The sequence below is a fragment of the Micromonospora sp. CNZ286 genome, from assembly GCF_014207755.1.
The window spans coordinates 4126747-4149895 of sequence record NZ_JACHIZ010000001.1 but is presented as its reverse complement, the minus strand read 5'-3'; the positions used below and the strand labels follow the sequence as shown (position 1 = coordinate 4149895).

Sequence of the window (23149 nt, the reverse complement as noted above, 5' to 3'; positions counted from 1 at the left end):
GGTTCTGGTGCCGGAAAGGCCGGTGTTGACGCCGGTCCGTCGGTCAACTAGCGATTTCGGGGGCGGGCACGGCGTGCTCGGCAGCGCGACTGACCTGCTCCCAGGCAGCCCAGGTCTCCATCCGCCGCTGGCAGATGTCGAAGGCCAGGTCGTAGACCATGCTGCCGAGCAGCAGCCGCAGCGGCGGGTCTTCAGCTGTCGACCAGCTTCAGCAGCGCGTCGGCGGCCAGACGCGGCTCACTGTCGATCGAGCCCTCGGCCCAGTGCTTTTCCAGCTCGGCGCGCAACGGGCCGTATTCCGCCAAGGCTGCCGTCGTCGTCATGCTGGTGTACAGGTTGGTCCAGTAGCCGCCGGGCTGGACGATGCTGAGCTTGATACCGAACGGCGCGGCCTCCGCCGCCAGTGCCTCGCTCATGCCCTCCAGCGCGAACTTGCTCGCGCTGTACATGCCGGTGCTCGGGAAACCGCCCAGGGCGGCGATGCTGGAGACCTGCACGATGTGACCGGATGACTGGGCCCGCAGGTGCGGCAGGACGGCCTGGCAGACCCACATCGCCCCGAAGAGATTGACCTCCAGTTGGGCGCGCGCCTCGGCCTCGGTGAACTCCTCGACCATGCCCGAGGACATGGTCCCAGCATTGTTCACCACGATGTCGAGCCGACCGAAGTGCTCGACGGCGGCGTTCACGGCGGCGAACACCGCGTCGCGGTCGGTCACGTCCAGGGGAAGGGCAAGTAGCCGATCTCCGTACCGGTCGTCGAAGTCCTGCCGGGCGATGGTGCGGGCGGCGGCGGCCACTTGATCGCCGCGCTCCAGTGCGGCGAGAGCGAACGCACGGCCCAGGCCGCGGCTGGCTCCGGTGATGAACCAGGTGCGGGAGGAGGCGCTATTCGGGGTGTGCATATGCAGGACTCCGATCGGCTGCGTTGACTAGACGAGACGGTCCGTCTCGTCATAATGGCGACGGTATCAACTCCCCTTGCGCTGGGTCAAGACGGACCGTCTCGTCTAGTTAGCTTGTTAGGGTTGCGGTATGACGACACACCGCACGTCCCCCTCCAACGCGACCCGCCGGAACGAAGCCTCCCGGCGGGCCATCCTCGCCGCAGCCTTCGAGCTGGTGCAGGAGGTGGGATACGCCAAGCTGAGCATCGAGGGCATCGCAGCCCGGGCGGGTGTTGGCAAGCAAACGATCTACCGCTGGTGGCCCTCCAAGGGGGCGGTCCTCTTCGATTCCTTCCTCATGCTCAGCGAGCAGCCAGACGGCGGAGGGAGCGCCCTGCCCGACACTGGTGATCTGGAGGCAGACCTGAAGGGGGTACTTCGAGCCACGATCGAGGAACTCAACGATCCGCGCTACGACGAGCCGATGCGCGCCCTGAACACAGAGATCACCCATGATTCGACACTCGCCGCTCTCTACGCCGAACGGCTGGACAGCCCGATGAGAGAACTGAAGAAGCAGCGACTGCGCAGCGCCCAGCGGGCTGGGCAGCTGGCCGAGGACCTCGACCTCGACGTGGCCGTCGACATGCTTTGGGGGCCCCTGCTCAACCGATGGCTCCAGCGCAGCAGAGCGCTCACCCCCGACTATGCCGACAGTATCGTCGAGACCGCTCTCAACGGGCTGCGCCCGCGTCGCTGAGGCTTGCGAAACATCCCTTGAGTTCCTCTGGACGCCAAGGTCAGGGGCCCCGCATCCGTGAGCGTGGGCGATCTGGCGTCGTTTCAGGGCGTGCCGAACCAGCCGGAGAGCGCTTCGCGCAGCGCGGGCGCGGCGGTGTCGGCGGGTTCATCGAGGGTCGCGGCCCAGGCGATGTGGCCGTCCGGCCGGATCAGGAGCGCGTCGGCCGGTCGATCGTCGGTCTTGGCGGTGTGGAGGTTGACGCGATGCCGCCAGTCCCGGGCGGCCTCGCGCAGGTCCGGCCGGTCGGCGAGGTCGAGGAGGACGGGCTGCGCACCAGGCATGAGCTCCGCGACGCTGGTGACACCCTGGTCGGTGTGCAGGGTGAGGTCGGGGGCGAAGGTGCCGGCCAGCGGGTGGTGGCCGGCGCCGGGCATCGGGTAACGGATGTCGGTACCGGATACCAGCGCTCCCATGCGACGCAGCGGCTGCTCGTCGGTGAGCAGTTCGGAGAAGACCTCCCGCAGTGCTTCGGCGGCCGCGTCGTGCCCGCGCCGGAGTGCCACCTGGGCGCGGGTGTGCAGCATGGTTCGGGCGGCGGCCTGGCTGCGTTCGCCGTGGTAGGTGTCCAGCAGGCCGGGCGGCGCCCAGCCGTGCAGGTCGGCGGCCAGCTTCCAGGCCAGGTTGACCGCGTCCAGCATGCCGGCGTTGAGGGCTACCCCGGTGGCCGGGAACAGATGCGCCGCATCCCCGGCCAGCAGGGTCCGCCCGGCCCGGTAGCGCTCGGCTTGGCGGGCCTTGAAGGTGAAGCGCGACAGCCGAAGCGCCTCGGCGACCGGCAGGTGCGCGCCGAGCACGCGGCGGACGCTGTCCTGCAGTTCGGTGACGGTCATCGAGACGTCGTCGTCGTATTCGGTGTTCTCGTCTTCGATGGTGTAGACCGAGACGACCTTGGAGTCGGGCGATGAGCCGACGCCGAGCAGGCCGTGGTCCGTGCGGGTGAAGCCGGCGCGGATGGTGCCGAAGCCGGGCACGTCGAGATCGCCGTTGCCGAGCACGGTCACCGTGTCGGGCAGGGTGACCTGGGCCAGCCGGTTGACCTCCGGATAGGTGGTGCCGGGGAAGCCAATGCCAGCCCAGTCGCGGATGCGGCTGCGCGCGCCGTCGCAGCCCACCAGGTAGCGGGCGTTGATCCGGTACGGCCCGTCCGGGCCCCGCACCTCCACGGTCACCGCGGCCTCGTCCTGGCTTACCCCGATCACCTCGTGCCCACGTTGGACGTCGACACCGAGTTCGCCGGTGCGTTCATCGAGCAGCCGCTCCAGCAGCGGTTGCGGCAGCGGCAGGGCGTGCAGCGGGGGATCCGGCAGCTGGGTGAAGTCCAGGTGCACGCCGCCGAACGGGAACCGGGGGGCGAGGCCGGGGCCGGGGCAGGCGGCTTCGAAGCGTTCCAGTAAGCCCCGGTAGCGCAGCAGCTCCAGGATTTGCCCGCCGAGACCACCGGCCTTGGGGGTGTCCCGGCGCTGCGGCTGCCGCTCCAGCAGCAGCGGTCGCACACCGGCCAGACGCAGCTCAGCGGCTAGCATCAGCCCGGTCGGACCGGCGCCCACAATGACCACGTCGGCGTTCATCACTGGCGACTCCGCTCGTACGCTTCCGTCGCATCCCCGCGTGACCCGCACGCGGTCAACAGCACACGCACTTCGCTACTCCCCATTTCCGTGGATTCTGGCCTCGGTTGACGATTCCTCACCCAGCGGCGCGTTGCCGGGTGAAATCATGAAGATTCATCTCGACCGATCTTTGATCGTGTCATCCCGCCGTGTGCGCGAGGATGGCGGCGACCAGTTCCTCGTGCGCCTCCGGCGGCAGCATGTGGCCCAAGCCGGGGCACGGCACGATCATCAGCCGCGCTCCCGGGATCTGCTCGGGATGATCGTGCCGTGCCCCGGCTTGACCGGCTCGTGGCTGCCCTCGATGACCAGCGTGGGCGCCTTCACCTGGTGCAGCACCCCTACCGGCTCGAAGTCGGGCTTGGCCGCTGCGGCCATCCGGTGGTCGGCGGTCGCCGACAGGTTGCGGGCCGTCGGCGCACGGCCTTCTTCAACTCCTGGGCGTGGTCCTCATCGCGGCCCGCTCCTCGGCCGCGAATCCTTCGTGCTCACTGTTTTCGGTGCTGCTCATGGCAGATCACTCCTTGCGGATTTGATGAGGCGCAATCCTGGGCCCGCGGGTGGCGACATGCCACCACACTCCTCCATCGGCACGCACCGTGCCGATCGGGGCCTAATGTCGCACGCAGCCCGCTGCATTGTCAACGGCACGCCGTGTGCCGATAGGATCGCGGCATGACCGACACGCCTGCCACGCCACGGCGCCGAGGCGCTGCACGCACTGAAGAACTGCTGCGAGTGACCCTCGATCTGGCCGCGGAGGTCGGTTACGCGGGACTGAGCATCGAGGCGGTCGCCAGGCGGGCCGGGGTCGGAAAGCACACGATCTACCGGCGTTGGCCGTCCATCGCGGCGCTGCTGCTCGACGCGCTCAGCCTCGTGTGGACCAGCGATCTGGACTACCGCAACGCCCCGGACGTCCGTGCGGATTTGCGCGAACAGTTCCTACGCTCAAGCCTGGCCCTATCCAGCCCGCCGATCGGCCCCGTCTACCGCGGAGTCATCGCCGAGGCGCAGGCCGATTCCACGCTACGGGCGACCCTGCACGAACGGTTCCTGGCCACCGTCGAGCAGAGCACCCTCGACCGGATCACCCGCGCTCAGCGCGCCGGTGAACTCGCCCCAGGAGCGGACCTGGAATTCGCCGCCGAGGTGCTATGCGGCACTCTCTACTACCGCTGGCTGCTGTCAACCCGCCCCATCGACGAGAACGCGGTCGACGGACTGCTGGACATGTTCATGGCCGCGTACGGCACATCAACTCGTTGCAGTGACCATGAGCGTTGTTGACGGCGTGGCCGCTACCGGCCATGGGCGCAGCAACTCGCCACCGAACTCCTCGGCCGCGACAGCCGCAACCTGCCAGGCGTACGTGAGTTCGCCGGCCGAATCGGGTTGATCTAACCCTCTGCTTCCTGTCGCGGCTGCTGCTCCTGCGCGTGGTTAGGTTCCGGTCAGGCGGCGACTGTCATGTCGGGACAGTGCACCCCTATAGACCCCTATTGATGCGTAAGGATGTCGTCGCGGAGAGTTATCGTCTGACGATGTCGCCGCCCCCCGACGGCAAGATCGTCTGACGGAGAGGATCGCCATGTCGCTGCCCACCAACCCTCCGGCGCTGAGCGTGGTGATGCCGACCTACCAGGATCCGCAGTGCCTCGCGCTGACCCTCAGGGCGCTGACCCGGCAGACGCTGCCGCCGGAACGCTTCGAGGTGATCGTGGTCCGGGACGGTGGCTCGTCCGACGGGTACGCCGAGGCGCTCGCCGAGGGTGCCGGTCTCCGCCTGCGCGTGCTGGAACTCGCCGAGCGCAAGGGCCGCTCCGTCGCCCGCAACGAGGGGGCGCGCCGTGCCTGCGCACCTCTGCTGGTCTTCCTCGACGCCGACTCGTGGGCGGTGCCCGACCTGCTGGAGCGGCACCTCGCCTGGCACAGCGTGCCCGGCAACGCGGCGGTGCTGATCGGGCGGCGGGACGAGATCGGCCTCGCTGACCTGCCGGCAGTGCTGGCCGGGGAGTCGCACGCGGTCGCACGCGCCTTCCCGCACGGCGGCGACCTGCGGTTCGCCACGGGGTTTCCCGACGACGGGGGCGAGTGGCTCCGGGCCGGCTGGGTCATCGCCTACACGCACAACATCTCGCTGACCAGCGCTCACTTCGCCCAGGTCGGTGGTTACCGCGAGGCGTTCGGTCTGAGCTACGGCGTGGAGGACGTCGAGTTGTTCTACCGCGTCGACCGCAGCCTCCCCGACGGCGTCAACTTCGGCTACGACGACGACGCCCGGGTCGTCCACCTGCCGCACCACAAGAACATCACCCGCAACTGGATGGAGATGAAGGCCAACTTCCAGCAGGCGGCCCGGCTCTATCCGTGCCTGGAGTGGGAGTTCCTTACCGCCGTCATGGGGTACGAGGCGATCCGGCGCATCCTGCACTATCGCGCGCTCATCGACGAGTGCGTCGAGCGGTCGGCCTGCGCCATCGGGCCCGCCGCCGCGCGCCTCGCCGGCCAGGTGCGGGGGCACCGCACGCTCTGGATCGGCACCGGCCGCGCCGATTCCGGGTTGCCCACCTCGGCGTTGACCTACGACTACGCCGCACCGATCGGGCGGACCAACTTCCACCTGCTCGGCGTCGCCCCGCCCATGCCGCCGGGCAGCCTGGACGCGGTGATCAGCGTGGACTTCTGGCGGTACCTGCTGTGGCCGGAACTCTGCCAGTTCATCTCGGCCTCGCTGCTGCTGGCCGGCGAGGTCCACCTGGTCGCCACCGCCGACTCGACGCCGGGGATGTGCGCCGCCGACCCGCAGACGCTGGACTACCTGCGCCAGGCGCAGGCCGCGGCCTGCGCGGCCGAGCTGCGCGCGGTCGAGGGGCTCGGCCACGTACTGATCCTGCGGCCCCTCCGACCCGCGCCCGGCGCCGCGCGCCGGGTACCCGCCCAGACCGCCGCCAGAGCGCGACCCGCTGCCCTGGTGCCGGGGCGCTCCACGACGCGGGGATAGCAGATCGACGGTGCGGCCAGGCCCGACAACGCTGTCGGGCCTGGCCCAGCCGCGCCCGGATCCGGCGCAAAAGACGGAAAGGCGAGTATCATGCGCGTACTGCTGTCGACTCTCGGGTCGCGCGGCGATGTCCAACCACTGGTGGCGCTCGCGTCGCGGTTGACGGCCCTCGGCCACCAGGTCCGCCTCTGCGCCCCGCCCGACTTCGCCCGCTGGGTGGCCAGCTTCAGGATTCCCTTCGTGCCCGTCGGCCCGCCCTGGCGCAGGTCGGCGGCGCCCAGGTCGCGGGCCGCCGTGCCGAAACCCTCGCCCGCGCAGGTACGCAAGCTCGCCGAGTCCTCCATCGGCATCCAGTTCGAGGTGCTGTCGGCCGCAGCCCGGGACTGTGACGTCCTCGTCGCGTCGACGGGCCTCCAGATCGCCGCCCGCACCGTGGCGGAGAAGCGCGGCATCCCGTACGTCTTCGCGGCGCTCTGCCCTGCGGCCCTTCCCTCACCCCACCACCCCCCGCTGCCGCTGCCGGTGTTCGGGGAGGTCCCGGCGCCCGCGTCGGCCGACAACAGCGACCTGTGGGCCGCCAACCTGCGGCACGTCAACGACACCTTCGCCGCGCCCCTCAACGCGCTGCGGTCGGCGGTGGGGTTGGGCACGGTCGACGACGTCAGCGACCACATCCACACCGACCGGCCGTGGCTGGCCACCGACCCGACCCTGGCACCCTGGCCGGACGTCGCCGATCCGGCCGTCTACCAACCGGGCGCCTGGCTCCTGCCCGACAAGCGGGCCCTGCCCGCCGAGCTGACGGCCTTCCTGGACGCCGGCGGGCCGTGCGTCTACGTCGGATTCGGCAGCGTCGCCGCACCCCCGGGTCTGCTGGAGACGGCCGTGCGGGCCGTGCGCGCGGTCGGTTGCCGGCTGGTCGTCTCCCGGGGCTGGGCGCCGCTCTCGCCGGTCGACCGGTCCCCCGACTGCCTGGTGGTCGGCGAAGTGAACCAGCAGGACCTGTTCCGGGAGGTGGCCGTGGTGGTCCACCATGGCGGCGCGGGCACCACGACCACGGCCGCGCGGGCCGGGACGCCGCAGGTCGTCGTACCGCAGGTGTACGACCAGCACTACTTCGCGCGCCGGGTGTCCGCGCTCGGCATCGGCACCGCACACCCCGGCTCCGTGCCGACCGTCGAGTCGCTGACCGAGGCTCTGGGCGCCGCGCTGCGGCCGGAGGTGGCCGCCCGCGCCCGCGAGTTCGCCGGCGTCGTACGCACCGACGCGGCGCAGGTCGCCGCGGAGCGGTTGGTCGTCGCACCGGGAGCCTGAGCGGGCAGCCCCGCCCCCTGGCTCACGACCGGGCGGGGCCCGGCCACGGACCCAGGCGACCGGTGCCGTGCCGTGCCGAGCGGGCGGGTCGACGCTGGATGCCCGACCCCCGTCACCGGCCCGCGCAGCCGCAGCGGCGTCAGGCCCGGCGCAGCGTCCGCAGTGTGCCGGCCCAGGCGACCACCTCGTCGAGCATGGTGCCGAGGGCCTGCTCGTGGTGCGCGGCCGGCCGGAAGTCGCGGAAGTTGACGAAGTCGGTCGTCAGAGAGAGCGCGACCTGGGAGCGGACGTCGGCGACGCCGAGCTGCCCGAGCACCAGCCGCAGGTGCTCCGCCGCCCGGGTGCCGCCGTGCACGCCGTAGCTGACGAGGCCGGCGGCGGCGTGCTGCCACTCCTGGTAGAGGAAGTCGAGGGAATCCTTCAGTGCGCCCGGGATGGAGTGGTTGTACTCCGGCGTGACGAAGACGAAGCCGTCGAACCCGGCCACGGTCGTCGCCCAGCGGCGTACGGCGGGGCGTCGCGACGGCGCCATCGACGGTGGCAGCACCTCGTCGAAGTGTGGCAGGGCGTAGTCGGCGATGTCGACCAGCTCGACAGTGGCGTCGCCCCGCTTGGCGGCGACGTCGCGCACCCAGCGGGCCACGGCGTCGGCCTTGCGGCCGGGTCGCGTGCTGCCGACGATGACACCGATCCTGACCATGCTGCTCTCCTCTACGCGATGGGGGTGGGGCGCGCGGGAGCCGGCGTGCCGGTCAGGTCACGAGCCAGCTCCACCGCGCCGTGCAGGGACGACAGCCCGCCGAGGGCGGCGGGACGCACCGGTGGCGCCGGACGCCCGGGCCGGCCGGCGCGGCGTGCCCGTTCCGCGACGAGCGGCACGAAGCCGGGCAGGCCGGCGGCGAACCCGCCGCCCACGATCGCCAGCGCCGGATCGAGGATCTCGCCGAGGCTCACCACCGCCGCCGCCAGCGCCCGGCAGCTCTCCTCGACCGCCGCCACCGCCCAGGGCTCGCGCCCGTCGAGTCCGGCCCGCAGGTCATCGAAGCCCACCTCGCCGCCCCGGCGGGCGGCAGCACGGCGCAGGGTGGCGGGGCCGGACGCGATGGACTGGAGGCAGCCATGCCGGTCGCAGTCGCAGCGCTCACCATCGAGAGCGACGACCACGTGACCGATCTCGGCGGAGGACCGGCCCGGCACCGGCCGGCCGGCCAGTACGACGCCACCGCCGATCCCGGTGCCGACGCCCAGGTAGACCACGTCGTCCGCGCCGGCGCAGCGCGCCTCTGCAAGGGCGGCGAGATCACCATCGTCGGCGACGGCGGTTGCCGCGTCGGGAAAGAGGCGGCGCAGCGCGCCGGTGAGGTCGAGGCCCACCCAGCCGGGGCGCCCGGGCCAAGTGGTGACGGTGCCACCGGTGTCAGTGGTCGCCGGCATGGCCACCCCGACCGCGTCCACCGGTCCCCACCGGTCGCGCAGCCGGTCCACCTCGACGGCCAGCACCGTCAGGTCGGCGGCCGGGTCGGCAGTCCGGGGCCAGCGGAAGGTGCGGTCGTACGCCGGCTGCCTGGGCGCCTCCGCGCGCAACGCGACCTTGGTGCCGCCGACGTCGATGCCGAGGACGCGGCCGTGGCGCTGCGGACCGGACACGGCCGGCCTCAGCCCAGCCGCACGTGCAGGTAGACGAGCGCGAGGGCGGCCACGGCAAAGATCACCGGCGTCAGGATCGTCGCGGCCGGGTCCTTGGCCCGGGAGTGGTAGACGACCGCGCCCGCCATCTGCAGGGCGAGACCGATCGCCGCGGCGATGCCCAGGGGCGGCCAGAGCAGGCCGAGCAGTAGCCCGGCGACCGCGGCGAGTTCGAGCACCCCCAGCGCGCGTGTCAGCCCCGGCGAGACGCCGAGGTGGTCCATCCGCTCGCGCATCTGTGCCTGCCCGGTGAGCTTCGGCACGGCGGTGCCCACGAACACGGCGGCGAGGACGAGGGTCAGGACGAGGACGGAGATCTCCACGTGAGGTCCTTCGGGAAGAGTCGGGACGTGCGGACGACCGCGCTGCCGGCACGCCGGCGCCCACGGCACTGGACGGCGGGGTGCCCGGTCGTCATCGGACGGTCGCGGTGAGGGCGCGCGCGGCCAGCCGGTAGCCCAGCGCTCCGAGCCCGACGATCACCCCGCTGGCCAGCGGGGCGATCACCGAGTCGTGCCGGAAGCTCTCCCGCGCCCACACGTTGGACAGATGCACCTCGACGAAGGGCCGGGGGTAGTTGGCCAGCGCGTCGCGCAGGCTCCAGCCCGCGATCATCAGGGCGCCCGGGTTGACGATCGCGCCCACCGTGTCGTAGCTGTTCTGGATCGTGCGGATCAGCGCACCCTCGCAGTCGTGCTGCTCGGCGACCACACCCCAGCCCCGGGTGGCGACCTCCTCGCCGACGGCGCGTTGGATGTCGTCCAGGGTGTCGGTGCCGTAGATCTCCGGTTCCCGCCGGCCGAGAATGCCCAGGTTCGGGCCGTTCAGCAGCAGTACGTCCGACACGCTTCACCTCGTGGGGCACGGCCCTGGTCCCGCAGAGCCTGATGACTGGTCACCGCAGTCTTACTACGCCAACGGCTCCCGGCGAACCGGCGGCGCCCGAGGCGCGGGTGGACTAAGGGGTGGCTAGGGGCTGTTAGGGGCGGTGACCGCGTATCCGCGTCGGTTACCGTCCTCCCTGCTGAGCGACGCCGCCGGCTCCGGACGGAGGCGTCACGTACCGCGCGGCCATCCGGTGCTCCGCTGTGCCCGGACCGCGTACCGGCGGTCTCGGGTCGTCCCGCCCGATGGTCAGTCGAAGCCCCTGGTCTGCCCGAGTTGGGAAGTGGGAAGTCATGAGTGGTCAGCCCTCGACGGTGTCCGAGTTCCCCGAGTGGCCGCAGTACGGCGACGAGGAGCGAACCGGACTGATCCGCGCCCTCGAACAGGGTCAGTGGTGGCGGATGGGCGGCAGTGAGGTCGACTCCTTCGAGCGGGAGTTCGGTGACTACCACGGCAGCCCCCACGCGCTCGCCGTCACCAACGGCACCCACGCGCTGGAAGTCGCGCTGGAGGTGCTCGGCGTCGGCCCCGGTACTGAGGTGATCGTCCCGGCCTTCACGTTCATCTCGTCCTCGCTGGCCGCGCAGCGTCTCGGCGCGGTCGCCGTGCCGGTCGACGTCGACCTGGACACCTACTGCGTCGACCCCGCCGCCGTCGAGGCCGCGATCACCCCCCGTACCAAGGTGATCATGCCGGTGCACATGGCCGGGCAGTTCGCCGACATGGACGCGCTCGACAAGCTCGCCGCCGACGCCGGGGTGGCTCTGCTGCAGGACGCGGCACACGCCCACGGCGCGCAGTGGCGGGGCCGGCGGGCCGGCGCGCTCGGCTCGGTGGCCGCCTTCAGCTTCCAGAACGGCAAGCTCATGACCGCCGGCGAGGGCGGAGCGGTCGTCTTCCCCGACGAGGAACTGCGCGAGCGGGCATTCCTCGTGCACAGCTGCGGCCGGCCCCGCACCGACCGCGAATACCTGCACAGCACCACCGGCTCGAACTACCGGATGAGCGAGTTCACCGCCGCTGTGCTACGCGCCCAGCTGACCCGCCTCGACGAGCAGATCGCGCTGCGCGAGCAGCGCTGGCCGCTGCTGTCGAGCCTGCTCGCCGAGATCCCGGGCGTCGTCCCGCAGGCGACCGACCCCCGCACCGACCGCAACCCGCACTACATGGCGATGTTCCGTGTCCCCGGGATCGGCATCGAGCGCCGCCGTGCCGTGGTGGACGCGCTCATCGCCCGGGGCGTCCCGGCGTTCGTGGCGTTCCGGGCGATCTACCGGTGCGAGGGCTTCTGGATGGCCGGCGCGTCCGACGAGTCGGTAGAGGCGATCGCGGCCCGCTGCCCCAACACCGAGCAGATCCACTCCGACTGCGTCTGGCTGCACCACCGCACCCTGCTCGGCACGGAGCAGCAGATGCACGAGATCGCCGCCGTGCTCGCCGACGTCCTCGCCGGATGACGGCCCGGCCCCCGGCCGCGGCCGGCCGGCCGGTGCGGGTCGCGGTGGTCGGCCTCGGCTGGGCCGGGCGGGAGATCTGGCTGCCCCGGCTCGCCGCACACCCCGGCTTCGAGGTGGTCGCCGTGGTCGACCCGCAGCCCGTGGTGCGCGATCAGGCCCGCGACACCCACGCCGTCGCGTCCGCGTACGCCGACGTCGAGGACCTGCCCGCCGGAACGGTCGACCTGGCGGTGGTCGCCGTACCGAACCACCTGCACGCGGTCGTCGCCGTCCGGCTGCTGCGCCGGGGCGTACCGGTGTTCCTGGAGAAGCCGGTCTGCCTGACCTCCGCCGAGGCGGGCATCCTGGCCGACGCGGAGCGCGACGGCGGCGCGGTGCTGCTGGCCGGCAGCGCTGCCCGTTACCGGGCCGACATCCGGGCGCTGGCCGACGTGGCCGGCGGGCTGGGCCCGATCCGGCACGTCGATGTGGCCTGGGTTCGCGCCCGAGGGGTGCCCGACGCGGGCGGCTGGTTCACCCGCCGCGACCAGTCCGGCGGGGGCGCGCTGGTGGACCTCGGCTGGCACCTGCTCGACACGGTGCTGCCGCTGCTCGGCCCGGCCCGGGTCACTCACGCGATCGGCAGCGTCTCGGACGACTTCGTCAACGACAGCGCCGCCCACGCCGCCTGGCGCGGCGGGGCCGACACCGCAGGCCACGTTCCCGGCGACGTCGAGGACACCGCCCGGGGTTTCCTGCTCACCGACACCGGCGCCTCCGTCGCCCTGCACGCCTGCTGGGCCTCGCACGAGTCGCTGGACCGCACCACCGTCACCGTGCACGGCGCCGCGGGGTCGGCGACGCTGCGCTGCACGTTCGGCTTCAGTCCCAACCGGGAGCCCACGCCGGTGCTGACGCGTACCCGCGACGGCCGGACCGCGCGGCTGCCGCTGCCCGGGGAGCCGATCGGCGCGGAGTACGACCACCAGCTCGACGCCCTGCCCGGGCTGCTCGCCGACCCGGCCGCCCGGGGCGCGGCCGTCGTCGAGGCCCGCCGGACCATCGACATCATCGAACGGATCTACCAGTGCGCCCGGCCCACCCGGCCGGAGCGCCAGCACGCACTGGTGGGCCATCGCGCCGGGTGAGAACCACCCTCGGCCCCAACCCCTTCCGGGAGCAGCCATGAGCCGTCCATCGTCCACAGTCGAGGTGACCCCGCCGTCGCCGGCGCGCGGCCCGATCCGCGCGGTCGTGTTCGACCTCGACGGCGTCATCGTCGACAGTTCGGCCGTCATGCGTGAGGCGTTCAGCATCGCGTACGCCGAGGTGGTGGGCGACGGGCCGGCACCGTTCGAGGAGTACAACCGGCACATGGGCCGGTACTTCCCGGACATCATGCGCCTGATGGGGCTGCCCCTGGAGATGGAGGAGCCGTTCGTCCGCGAGAGTTACCGGATGGCCCACCTCGTGCCGCTCTTCCCCGGCGTCCGGGAGACCCTGGAGACCCTGCACTCGCGTGGCATCCGAATGGGGATCGCCACCGGCAAGGCCGGCCCGCGGGCCCGCTCCCTGCTCGACCAACTCGGCGTGCTGGGCCTCTTCGGCCAGGTGATCGGCTCCGACGAGGTGGCCCGTCCCAAGCCTGCCCCGGACATCGTGCTCCAGGCACTGGGCAACCTCGACGTGCCGCCGCACGAGGCCATGATGGTGGGCGACGCGGTGATCGACCTGCTCAGCGGCCGGGACGCCGGGGCGACGGCCGTCGCCACGACGTGGCACGGCGGGGACATCGCGGCGCTGCTCGCCGCCGGCCCCGACCTGGTCGTGCACGCCCCGGCGGAGTTGCTGGCGCACTGCCCGGCGGCCCTCGTCCACTGACCCGGACCGGAGCGCGCCGGGCTGCTCGCGCGGGCCGCACGGCGCGCTGCCGCCGAGCCTGCCGGCAAGCGGCGGTCAGCGGGTGTCGCTGACCGCCTCGGGGCCGGCTTCCAGGAAGCGCAGCATGCCGGTGGCCAGGATCTCGGCGACGGGGGCCGGGACCAGATCGGTACGGATGGTGACCCGCAGGAGGACACTCTCGTCGCCGGGCAGCACCTCGGCGACGCAGGCACCGGACCACTCCCGGGCGTACGGTTCGACGACCTCCTCGGTCCGGCAGCCGGGCAGGTCCAGCGGGAGGACGAGGTTGTCCTGGTAGGCGAACGAGGGCAGGCTGTTGATCACCTCGCGGGGCAGGTCGAGGACCGGGTCGTCGGTGACCATCTCCAGGAAGGAGACGTCCTGTGCGGCCATCAGGTCGTCCGCGGCCTGCTGGAGGCCCCGCATCAGGTGTTTCTCCGGGCCGCCGAACCGGACCCGGAGACAGTTGCTGCTGATCCTGCTCGTGAAGGCGGAGTCGAGGACGCGGCTGCCGCGCTGGGCGACGATCATCAGCAGGGCGATGTCGTCCTGCCCGTGGATGGCGCGTAGCGCCGAGGCGTAGGCGGCGGCGAAGTAGGTGGAACGGCCGAAGCGGTGTTCGACGGCGGCTCGGTCCCAGCGCCGCACCAGCTCGGGCGGGACGGCGACGATGTGCCCGGTCTTGGGGCCCCAGGTCGGGGTCTGTTCCAGGATCTCCTGCGGCCGGCCCGTGCCTTGGCGGGGCAGGTCGCGTAGTTGTTCGCGCCAGTAGGTTCGTTGGGTTTGCAGGTCGGCGGCGTCGCGTAGGCGGGTGTATTCGTCGTAGGACTGGTGCAGTGTGGGTGCGGGGTGTTGCCAGGTGGGTGTGTGGCCGGCTTGTCGTGCGGTGTAGGCGTGGCTGAGGTCTCGTACGAGTAGTCCGTATGACCAGCCGTCGAAGGCGATGTGGTGGATGCCGATGCCGAACAGGATTCGGTTGGTGGTTTTGTTTCGGATCAGGGCGGCGCGCCAGTTGCGGCCCTGGGTGTAGTCGAGTGGTTGCTGTACTGCTTCGGCGAGTTGGTCGAGGGCGTCGTGTTCGGTGGCGGCGTCGGCGAGTAGCCGTAGCTGGGGCATGCCGGGGTTGGGTGGGATGATTGCTGTTGGTGGGTCGGTGCGCCGGTAGCGGGCGTGCAGGGCCTGGTGGCGGTGGTGTAGGTCGCCGAGGGCGGCCATCAGGGCCCGTAGGTCCAGTTCACCCTCGATCCACCAGGTGGTCGGGCAGACCAGTTCGAAGGGGAGCACGACGCACTTCGCGACGGACGGGGTCAGCGGGACGGGCTTCGACGGGCCGGGACGGCCGGTGACGGACGGCGCCGGCTCGGCCCCGGGGCGGCGGGGGGCGGTGGTGAGCCAGCGGGCCAGCCCCTGCGGGGTGGGGGTGCGGTGGATCTGCGAGACGGGCACGGCGACGTCGGCGGCCTCGTCGAGGGCGACAGCGACGGCGGCGGACTGCAGGGAGGTGCCGCCGAGGTGGAAGAACCCGTCGAGTGCCCCGACCCGGTCCAGCCCGAGCACCGTCGCGAAGATCCCCGCGACGAGGCGTTCGGAGTCGGTGGCCGGTTCGGTGTACGGCACGTCGAGATCGGGACGGCGCGAGCCCGGCTCCGGTAGCGCCCGTCGGTCGATCTTGCCGGTGCCGCCGGTGGGGAACCGGTCCAGGACCATGATCACGGCGGGAACCATGTAGGGCGGGAGCACGGCAGCGGCGTGTGCCCGCAGGTCGGCGGTGACGGGGACGCGTCCGTCGCGTCCGGTGACGTAGCCGACGAGCCGGGCGGTGCCCTGGTCCTCGCGACGGGTGACGACGGCGGTGCCGACGTCCGGGTGTTGTTCGAGAGTCGCCTCGATCTCACCGAGTTCGATGCGGATGCCGTTGACCTTGACCTGGTGGTCCATCCGGCCGAGGATCTCCAGCGCTCCGGCGGCGTTCCACCGGCCGAGGTCGCCGGTGCGGTAGGCGGTCCCGCCGCCGTACGGGTCGGTGACGAACCGCTGGGCGGTCAGTTCGGGGCGGTTGAGGTAACCGTCGGCGACGCCGGCGCCGGTGATGAGGATCTCGCCGGGGACGCCCATGGGGACGAGGTCGAGATTGGCGTCGACGACGCGGATCTGCCGGTTGGGCATGGGTCGGCCGATGGGCACGTACGCGCCGGGCCAGCCCTTGGACGCGTCGAACCAGGTGCAGGCGACGGAGGCCTCCGCGGGCCCGTACGCGTTGATCAGGCGGGCACCGGCGGCCGTCCAGCGTTGCGCCATGCGGGGCGGAATGGGTTCCCCGGCGAGGGTCACGCACGTCAGGCTGGGGCAGTCGGCGGGATCGACGGCGGCGAGGTTCGTGGGTGGGCAGAACGCGTGGGTGGCCTGCTCCTTGGCGATCAGCTCCGTCAACCGGCGGGCGTCGAGCAGGTCGTCGCGGGAGCTGACGACGACGCGGGCGCCGGAGGTCAGCGCGGTGTAGATCTCGCCGAGGGCCACGTCGAAGACCGGGGAGCAGGAATGGAGCATGCGGCTGTCCGGGCCGACCGCGCACTCCTCCCGCATCCAGGTGACGAAGTTCGTCAGGTGCTCGTGGGTCAGCACGACACCCTTCGGTGTCCCGGTCGAGCCGGACGTGTAGATCACGAACGCCGGCCGGGACGGGGCCACCACCGGCAGGTCGGCCGCCTCGGCCGCCGCCAGGGTGGGCCAGTCGACATCGAGGGCGACGACCCGTACGCCGTCAGGTCTGGGGACACGCGGGGCGACCTCGCCGACGGTGAGGACGACCCGAGCGCCGTGGTCGGCCAGCAGCATCCGCATCCGGTCCGCCGGCCAGGATACGTCCATCGGCGTGTACGCCGCCCCGGCGCGCAGCACCGCCAGGGTGGCGACGAGGGTCCACATGCTGCGGTCCAACGCCAGCGACACCACGTCCCCGGGCCGTACGCCCATCGACCGTAGCTGCGCGGCCAGCGCCCCCGAGCGACGGGCCAGCTCCGCGTACGTCAGCACCTCCCCGGCGGCGACTCCGGCCACCGCGTCCGGCGTGCGTCGCGCCCACTCGAGCACCAGCTCGTGCAGCGGCTCACCCGGCACCGGGCGGGCCGGGCCCCGGCCCCACGCGAGCAGCCGCTCGCGCTCGGTCGCGTCCAGCAGCGGCAGCGCGCCCAGCGGCATTCCGGGTTCGCGGACCCCGGCCGACAGCAACGACACGGTCTGGTCCACCAGACCCCGCACCCAGTCCGCCGAGAAGCCGTCGGCAGCGTAGTCCACCCGGAGCGCCGACCCGTCCCCCGCGACGGTCACCACGATGTCCACGTCCACCACGTCCGGCCCCACCTCGGCCACCGGGGCGTCCACCAGCCCGACCACCACCGGCCCCGCCGCGCCCGTGTCACGCGTGACCGGGCCGGTCAGCGCCGCGGCCACCCGCGACGTCAGCTCGCCGAAGCCCGGTTCATCCGCGACGTCGACCCGCAGCACGCCGCCCGACGACAGACCGACCGTCACCTCGGCCTGGCGGGTGTACCGGGCCAGCACCCCCAGCAGACCGGCCAGCAGCACCGCGCCGGGGGAGCGCGCCCCCGCCGGGACGGGCAGGTCGACCGGCCGGTACGCGGAGGCCGCCCGGGCCGGCCACGCGGCCGGCCGGCGCAGGTCCCCCATCAGGTCGAGGATCTCGAAGCCGGGCCCAGCGACATCCGTGGCCTGCGCACCGACGATTCCGACAGACATTGAGCCAGCCTCCGATCAGGGCCGGCGCCACCCAGAGGGGTGCGCCGGAGGGGACAACCACGAACTCTCGGGACAACGGGCCGCGTGCCACGCGACGACGAGCGGTCCGGTACGCAAAGGCGGACGGTCAGCCGGCGGTGGGTGTACCCGCCGGCCCGTCTTCGAGGAAGCGCAGCATGTGATGGTTCAGCTCCTCGGCGAAGCTGTACGGCAGGTAGTCGGTGCGGATGGTGACGCGCAGGAGAGCATGGTCGACGCGGGGCAGCACCTCGACCGTGAGCCCGTTGGGCACCTCCCGGGCGTACGGGTCGACGACCTCCTCGGCCCGGCAGCCGGGCAGCTCCAGCGGCACCACCACGTTGTCCTGGAACACGAACGTCGGCAGGCTCGCGACCACCTCGCCGGAGAGCCCGGCGGCGGGATCGTCGGCGGTCTCCGCGAAGGGAACGTCCTGGGCCCGCATGAGATCGCGGATCGTCTCGTCGACCCGCAGGACCAGCTTGTCGTCCTGCGGCCCGTCGAAGCGCACCCGCACGCAGTTGAGGTTGAGCCGGGTGGTGAACGCGGAGTCGAGGACGCGGCTGCCGCGCTTGGCCACCACCATCAGCAGGGCGATGTCGTCCTGCTGATGGATGGCGCGCAGCGCCGAGGCGAAGGCCGCCACGAAGTAGCTGGAGCGGCTGAAGCGGTGGTCGCGGGCGGCCCGGTCCCAGCGGTCGAGCACCTCGGGGGTGACGGTGACGGTGTGGCCCGCCTTCGGTCCCCAGGCGAGGGCCTGTTCCAGGGGCGCGGTGGCCGGGCCCGTGCCTTGGCGGGGCAGGTCGCGTAGTTGTTCGCGCCAGTAGGTTCGTTGGGTTTGCAGGTCGGCGGCGTCGCGTAGGCGGGTGTATTCGTCGTAGGACTGGTGCAGTGTGGGTGCGGGGTGTTGCCAGGTGGGTGTGTGGCCGGCTTGTCGTGCGGTGTAGGCGTGGCTGAGGTCTCGTACGAGTAGTCCGTATGACCAGCCGTCGAAGGCGATGTGGTGGATGCCGATGCCGAACAGGATTCGGTTGGTGGTTTTGTTTCGGATCAGGGCGGCGCGCCAGTTGCGGCCCTGGGTGTAGTCGAGTGGTTGCTGTACTGCTTCGGCGAGTTGGTCGAGGGCGTCGTGTTCGGTGGCGGCGTCGGCGAGTAGCCGTAGCTGGGGCATGCCGGGGTTGGGGGGGATGATTGCTGTTGGTGGGTCGGTGCGCCGGTAGCGGGCGTGCAGGGCCTGGTGGCGGTGGTGTAGGTCGCCGAGGGCGGCCATCAGGGCCCGTAGGTCCAGCTCACCCTCGATCCACCAGGTGACCGGGACGACGACCTCCAGCGGCGACATCAGGCACTTCGCCACCTGCTGCGCGAGCGGGACCGGTCCCGGGCGCTGCCGGGTCTGTCCGGCGGTCGAGCCGGTGTCCGTACGGCGGGGGGCGGTGGCGAGCCACCGGGCCAGCTCGTGCGGGGTGGGGGTGCGGTGGATCTGCGAGACGGGCACGACCACGTCGGCGGCCTCGTCGATGCCTGTGGCGACGGCTGCGGACTGCAACGACGTGCCGCCGAGGTGGAAGAAGCTGTCGCGGGCGCCGACCCGCTCGATGCCGAGCACGCTCGCGAACACCTCCGCGACGAGGCGCTCGCCCTCGGTGGCCGGCTCCACGTACGGCACGCCGAGGTCGGGGCGTTGGGCGCCGGGTGCGGGAAGGGCATTCCGGTCGATCTTGCCGGTGCCGCCGAGGGGGAACCGGTCGAGGGTGACGACGGCGGCGGGGACCATGTAGCTGGGCAGGTGGGCCGCGGCGTGGTCGCGCAGGTCGCCGGTGGCCGGGGTGCGGCCGTCGCGCCCGGTGACGTACGCGACGAGTCGGGCCACGCCCCGGTCCTCGCGGCGGACGACGACGGCGGTCTCCACCTCCGGGTGCTGGGCGAGGATGCTCTCGATCTCGCCCAGCTCGATGCGGATGCCGTTGACCTTCACCTGGTGGTCCATCCGGCCGAGGATCTCCAGTGCGCCCGCGCTGTTCCATCTCCCCAGGTCGCCGCTGCGGTAGGCGAGCCCGCCGCCGTACGGGTCGGTGACGAACCGCTGGGCGGTCAGTTCGGGACGGTTGAGGTAACCGTCGGCGACGCCGAAGCCGGCGATCAGGATCTCCCCGGGAACCCCGGCCGGCATGAGGTCGAGGTTCGCGTCGACGACGCGGACCTGCCGGTTCGGCATCGGCCAGCCGATCGGTACGTACGCGCCACCCCACCCGGCCGACGCGTCGAACCAGGTGCACGCCACGGCGATCTCGGCCGGCCCGTACGCGTTGACCACCCGCGTGCCCGCCGTCAGCCACCGCTGGGCCAACCGCGGCGGGACGGCCTCGCCGCCGAAGATGATGCAGCGGAGGCCGGGACAGGCGGCCGGGTCGAGCGGGGCGATGTTGGTGGCCGGGCCGAACGTGTGCGTGACGCCGTGGCTGTTGACCAGATCGGTGAGCCGGCGCGCGTCGAGCAGATCGTCGCGCGGGCACACGACGACGCAACCCCCGCCGGTGAGCGCGGCGAACATCTCCCCGAACGCGGCGTCGAAGACCGGTGCCGCCGAGTGCAGCATCCGGCTGCCGGGGCCGATGGCGCACTCGTCGGTCATCCACGCCAGGAAGTTCGTCAGCCTCTCGTGCGACAGCACCACGCCCTTCGGCGTGCCTGTCGAACCCGACGTGTAGATGACGAACGCCGGAGCGTCCACCGGCACCACAGGCAGATCCGTCGCCGCACCGGCCGGTACCGCAGGCCAGCCGTCGTCCAGCGCCACCACCGTGACCCCGTCCCCGGCGGGGATCCGGGGCGCTACCGCACCGACCGTCAACACCACCCGCGCGCCGTGGTCGGCCAGCAGCACCCGCATCCGCTCCGCGGGCCACGACACGTCCATCGGCGTGTACGCGGCACCCGCCCGCAGCACGCCCATCGCGGCCACCAGCGACCACAACCCGCGCTCCAGCGCCACGGACACCACGTCACCGGCACGGACACCCACCGACCGCAGGTACGCCGCCAGCAGTCCTGACCGGCGATCCAGTTCCCCGTACGTCAGCACCTCGTCACCCGCGACACCCGCCACCGCCTCCGGCGACCGTTGCGCCCAGCCCAGCACGAGCTCGTGGATCGGCTCACCCGGGATCTCCCGCACCGGGCCGCATCCCCACGTCAGCAACCGCTCCCGTTCCGCGGCGTCCAGCAACGGCAACCTCGACAGGGCTACCTGCGGCGCCGCCGTCCCGGCGGAGACGAGCACGACGACCTGATCCACGAGTCCCTGTACGAACTGCGCGGAGAATCCCTCCACCGCGTAGTCCACCCGCAGCACGGACCCGTCCGCCGCCACGCGTACCACCATGTCGACGTCCACCGCGGCCGGTCCCGTCTCCGCCACCGGGCCGTCGGCCAACTCCACCGCCACCGGGTCCGGCCGGTTCGGAACCGCCACCGGCGCCGTCCACGCCAGTCCCACCCGCGCCGCCAACTCCCCGAATCCCGGGTCGCCCGAGACGTCCACCCGCGCCACCACCCCGCCGGCCGGGGCCAGCCCGAGCACCACCTCGTCCTGGCCGGTCCAGCGGGCCAGGACCGCCACGAGCCCCGCCACCACGACGTGCCCGGCCGGTGTCACGCGCGACGGCCAGGCGGGCAGTACCCGGTGCACCGAGGCCGCCCGCGCGGGCCACACCGCCGGCCTCCGCAGGTCCCCCACGAGCTCCAGAGCAACCGCGCCGTCCGCGGCCTGGGCGCCATCGAACCCGACAGACAACAGCTCGACCTCCGATCGAAAGGGGACGACCGAAAGGCGCAGGGCCGCGACGATCGGTCAGCCGGGATGCCGCACGCCGGACGGCGGGGGTGGCGCGAGGCGCGTTGACGGGCGGCACCGCTCGCGGGCCACCCGATCCGGTGCGCTGAGAGTGGGAACGACGAGCCGATGGGGCCCGACCATACGAAGCGCTGTGGAGTGGCGTACACCCCTAGAGATCGGCACGTCGACCCCTAGCGCATCAGCCGGAGATCTCCTCCCCGGGCAGGCCTGGGACGTGTCGGCGGTGCCCGCCGGCCGCGTCGAGGCCGGGCCGGCGATGTGAGCTGGCAGGGGGGCGTGGCCGTCCGGATCCGGGCACTCGACAGCGCGGGCTGCGACAGCGCCGTCCGGCGACTCCAGCTCTTCTGAAGAACAGCTTTTCGGTCAGCCCGAGTCGATGGCCCCGCTAGGAGTATCGGCGGCTTCGGCGGCGAAAGAGCCGTTCGCGTTCGCCTGTCTGGCCCATCCCGGGGCAATGCATAGTGACTATGATCTTTCGATCATGACGCCGGTCGGTGGCTGGAAACTCAGCCGCTGACCGGCGGTGTGCACCTCGCCGCCGCAACGCTGGCCATAAGCCAGCCGGCTTCCCGGCCGGTCCAGCTCACGACCGTCCGGTCGGTGCACGCGGCACGCCCGGCTCTCGCGGCCGAGCGGCCGGATCAGGACCGGGAGCCACCCCTTCGGCCACGTTCTCCGCTGTTCGTGGCCGTGGCGCACCGGTTTCACCGCCACCCCGAGGCCCGCACCGGGCCGGCATGTCAGGAGACTAAATGCAGGTGCCCATCCAGGTACAGGTGTTCGCACACGACGGGGTGGTCCTGGCCCGGCCGCCCGACCCGTCGGCCACCGCCGACAGCCCCTATCTCGCCGGCGCGGGCGCCGCTCTCTACAACGGCCTGGACATGATCACGGGTCTGCACCTGACCCTTCCGCACCAGTCGGCGGCGATCTGCAGCACCGGCTCCAGCGCGGACAAGTCGCTGCGTCTGCTCAGCCGGAGTGGTCTGAAGACGCCCAGCGACCTGCGGGCATTCCGTTCCGGCGCGCAGGCGGTGCGGTACGCGCGGGAAGCCGTCGAGCGGGGCGAGATGCTGGAGTTCCAGTTTCCTCCGCATGACCCGCGACTGCGGGCCGCTCGCGCCCGGGTGCCCGCAGATCTGCTCGCCCGCCTCAACAACAAGACCGTGCTGGAGACTCTGGTCGCGCCGGAGTATCTGCCCCGCCGGCAGGTCGCCACCCCCGCCGAAGTGCGCCGTATCGTGGCGCGCGACCGCCGGCCGGCGGTCATCAAACCGGCCGGGGTCGAGGTGTCCAGCGGAATTGCGATCTTCACCCGTCGGTTGCGGGACCGGCGGAACCGTTCCCTGTTCAACCAGTTGGAACAGGTGAGCGAGCAGTGGATCGTCGAAGAGGAGGTGCCCTTCCAGACCATCTGGGGTATCCAGTTCGGCGTGACCGACAGCGGAGCGGTGCACTACTTCGGTTCGTCCGTACACCTGCCGCAGCCCACCTCGACGTGGGTCGGTTGTGTGATGGACGACGACCAGCCCCCGGAGGAGCTGGTCGAAGCGCTGACCGTAGGGGTCCGGAAGGCCAGTGAGCTCGGGTACCGGGGCTACTGCTCCTTCGACGCCGGGATCGGCCGCGACGGCGCCCTGCGGGTCATCGACCCGAACTTCCGGGTCAGCGGGGCCACCACCTCGCTGCTGCACCGCGGTTCGCTGCTGGACCAGCATCCATGCGCCATGACCACGTTCTTCTCACTGGCCCCCGGCGTCGACGCCGAACCGATCCTCGCACCGTTCATCGACCGGGGGCAGTTCGTCGTGTTCATGCACCACGACCCGGCGGAGACGGACAACGGCCCGCTGCCGGCGACCATTGTCGGCATGGTCGGGGCCGCGGACCGGTACGCCTGCGGCGTGCTGGTGGCGCAGATCCAGCGGGCCCTGGGTAGCTGACGCGCCGATCCGGGGCTCGGCTCCGGCGGCTCGTCATCCGTTCGCCGGCC

General features: G+C 72.0%; 16 protein-coding genes and 1 pseudogene. 8 read left to right on the top strand and 9 right to left on the bottom strand.

Features of this window, described 5'->3' with window-relative positions:
* Positions 1 to 43: 43 nt before the first annotated feature.
* Positions 44 to 905, bottom strand: a pseudogene (locus FHX31_RS18010) (SDR family oxidoreductase).
* 130 nt (positions 906 to 1035) lie between these two features.
* On the opposite strand from FHX31_RS18010, the gene FHX31_RS18005 reads away from it, so the two are divergent.
* Positions 1036 to 1647, top strand: coding sequence for a TetR/AcrR family transcriptional regulator (locus FHX31_RS18005; RefSeq protein ID WP_071095660.1), 612 nt, complete (start codon positions 1036 to 1038; stop codon positions 1645 to 1647).
* A gap of 83 nt (positions 1648 to 1730) precedes the next feature.
* Here the strand turns inward: FHX31_RS18005 and FHX31_RS18000 are convergent, their stop codons facing one another.
* The gene (locus tag FHX31_RS18000) at positions 1731 to 3257 is read right to left on the bottom strand and encodes an FAD-dependent monooxygenase (protein ID WP_184976831.1); all 1527 of its coding nucleotides are present in this window, start codon (positions 3255 to 3257) and stop codon (positions 1731 to 1733) included.
* A 273-nt stretch (positions 3258 to 3530) separates the two neighbouring features.
* Complete coding sequence (locus FHX31_RS17995; protein WP_184976830.1) at positions 3531 to 3677, bottom strand: hypothetical protein; 147 nt, start codon at positions 3675 to 3677, stop codon at positions 3531 to 3533.
* Positions 3678 to 3974: 297 nt separating this feature from the next.
* Between FHX31_RS17995 and FHX31_RS17990 the strand changes: the two genes are divergently transcribed.
* From FHX31_RS17990 to FHX31_RS17980, 3 genes are all read left to right on the top strand, one after another.
* Complete coding sequence (locus FHX31_RS17990) at positions 3975 to 4589, top strand: TetR/AcrR family transcriptional regulator (RefSeq protein WP_184976829.1); 615 nt, start codon at positions 3975 to 3977, stop codon at positions 4587 to 4589.
* A gap of 301 nt (positions 4590 to 4890) precedes the next feature.
* Entirely contained in the window at positions 4891 to 6303 is a 1413-nt protein-coding gene (locus tag FHX31_RS17985) for a glycosyltransferase family 2 protein (RefSeq protein WP_184976828.1), read from the top strand.
* A gap of 90 nt (positions 6304 to 6393) precedes the next feature.
* Entirely contained in the window at positions 6394 to 7617 is a 1224-nt protein-coding gene (locus FHX31_RS17980) for a glycosyltransferase (protein ID WP_013285612.1), read from the top strand.
* A gap of 139 nt (positions 7618 to 7756) precedes the next feature.
* Here the strand turns inward: FHX31_RS17980 and FHX31_RS17975 are convergent, their stop codons facing one another.
* From FHX31_RS17975 to FHX31_RS17960, 4 genes are all read right to left on the bottom strand, one after another.
* On the bottom strand, positions 7757 to 8317 hold the full coding sequence (locus FHX31_RS17975; protein ID WP_013285613.1) for an NADPH-dependent FMN reductase: 561 nt from the start codon (positions 8315 to 8317) through the stop codon (positions 7757 to 7759).
* Between the two features lie 11 nt (positions 8318 to 8328).
* On the bottom strand, positions 8329 to 9264 hold the full coding sequence (locus tag FHX31_RS17970) for an ROK family protein (protein WP_184976827.1): 936 nt from the start codon (positions 9262 to 9264) through the stop codon (positions 8329 to 8331).
* Between the two features lie 8 nt (positions 9265 to 9272).
* Positions 9273 to 9626: a DoxX family protein gene (locus FHX31_RS17965; RefSeq protein ID WP_013285615.1), complete on the bottom strand. Its 354-nt coding sequence runs from the start codon at positions 9624 to 9626 to the stop codon at positions 9273 to 9275.
* Positions 9627 to 9717: 91 nt separating this feature from the next.
* A complete protein-coding gene (locus FHX31_RS17960; protein ID WP_013285616.1) occupies positions 9718 to 10149 on the bottom strand; it encodes a type II 3-dehydroquinate dehydratase in 432 nt (143 codons plus the stop codon).
* 332 nt (positions 10150 to 10481) lie between these two features.
* On the opposite strand from FHX31_RS17960, the gene FHX31_RS17955 reads away from it, so the two are divergent.
* From FHX31_RS17955 to FHX31_RS17945, 3 genes are read left to right on the top strand one after another with little or no spacing between them, the layout of a single operon-like run.
* A complete protein-coding gene (locus tag FHX31_RS17955; protein ID WP_013477293.1) occupies positions 10482 to 11645 on the top strand; it encodes a DegT/DnrJ/EryC1/StrS family aminotransferase in 1164 nt (387 codons plus the stop codon).
* Positions 11642 to 12772: a Gfo/Idh/MocA family protein gene (locus tag FHX31_RS17950; RefSeq protein WP_013477292.1), complete on the top strand. Its 1131-nt coding sequence runs from the start codon at positions 11642 to 11644 to the stop codon at positions 12770 to 12772. Before FHX31_RS17955 ends, FHX31_RS17950 begins: the two co-directional genes overlap by 4 nt.
* Before the next feature lie 37 nt (positions 12773 to 12809).
* Positions 12810 to 13505 (top strand): HAD-IA family hydrolase, encoded by a 696-nt coding sequence (locus tag FHX31_RS17945; protein WP_013477291.1) that lies wholly within the window; start codon positions 12810 to 12812, stop codon positions 13503 to 13505.
* Positions 13506 to 13580: 75 nt separating this feature from the next.
* Here FHX31_RS17945 and FHX31_RS17940 read toward each other — a convergent pair whose 3' ends face one another.
* Together FHX31_RS17940 and FHX31_RS17935 are read right to left on the bottom strand one after the other, a co-directional pair.
* Positions 13581 to 17282 carry a non-ribosomal peptide synthetase gene (locus FHX31_RS17940; RefSeq protein ID WP_184976826.1) on the bottom strand — a complete coding sequence of 1234 codons (3702 nt, stop codon included), beginning with the start codon at positions 17280 to 17282 and terminating at the stop codon, positions 13581 to 13583.
* Positions 17283 to 17409: 127 nt separating this feature from the next.
* Positions 17410 to 21012 carry a non-ribosomal peptide synthetase gene (locus FHX31_RS17935; protein WP_486481691.1) on the bottom strand — a complete coding sequence of 1201 codons (3603 nt, stop codon included), beginning with the start codon at positions 21010 to 21012 and terminating at the stop codon, positions 17410 to 17412.
* Between the two features lie 896 nt (positions 21013 to 21908).
* Between FHX31_RS17935 and FHX31_RS17930 the strand changes: the two genes are divergently transcribed.
* Positions 21909 to 23099, top strand: coding sequence for an ATP-grasp domain-containing protein (locus FHX31_RS17930; RefSeq protein ID WP_013285622.1), 1191 nt, complete (start codon positions 21909 to 21911; stop codon positions 23097 to 23099).
* Positions 23100 to 23149 lie beyond the last annotated feature (50 nt).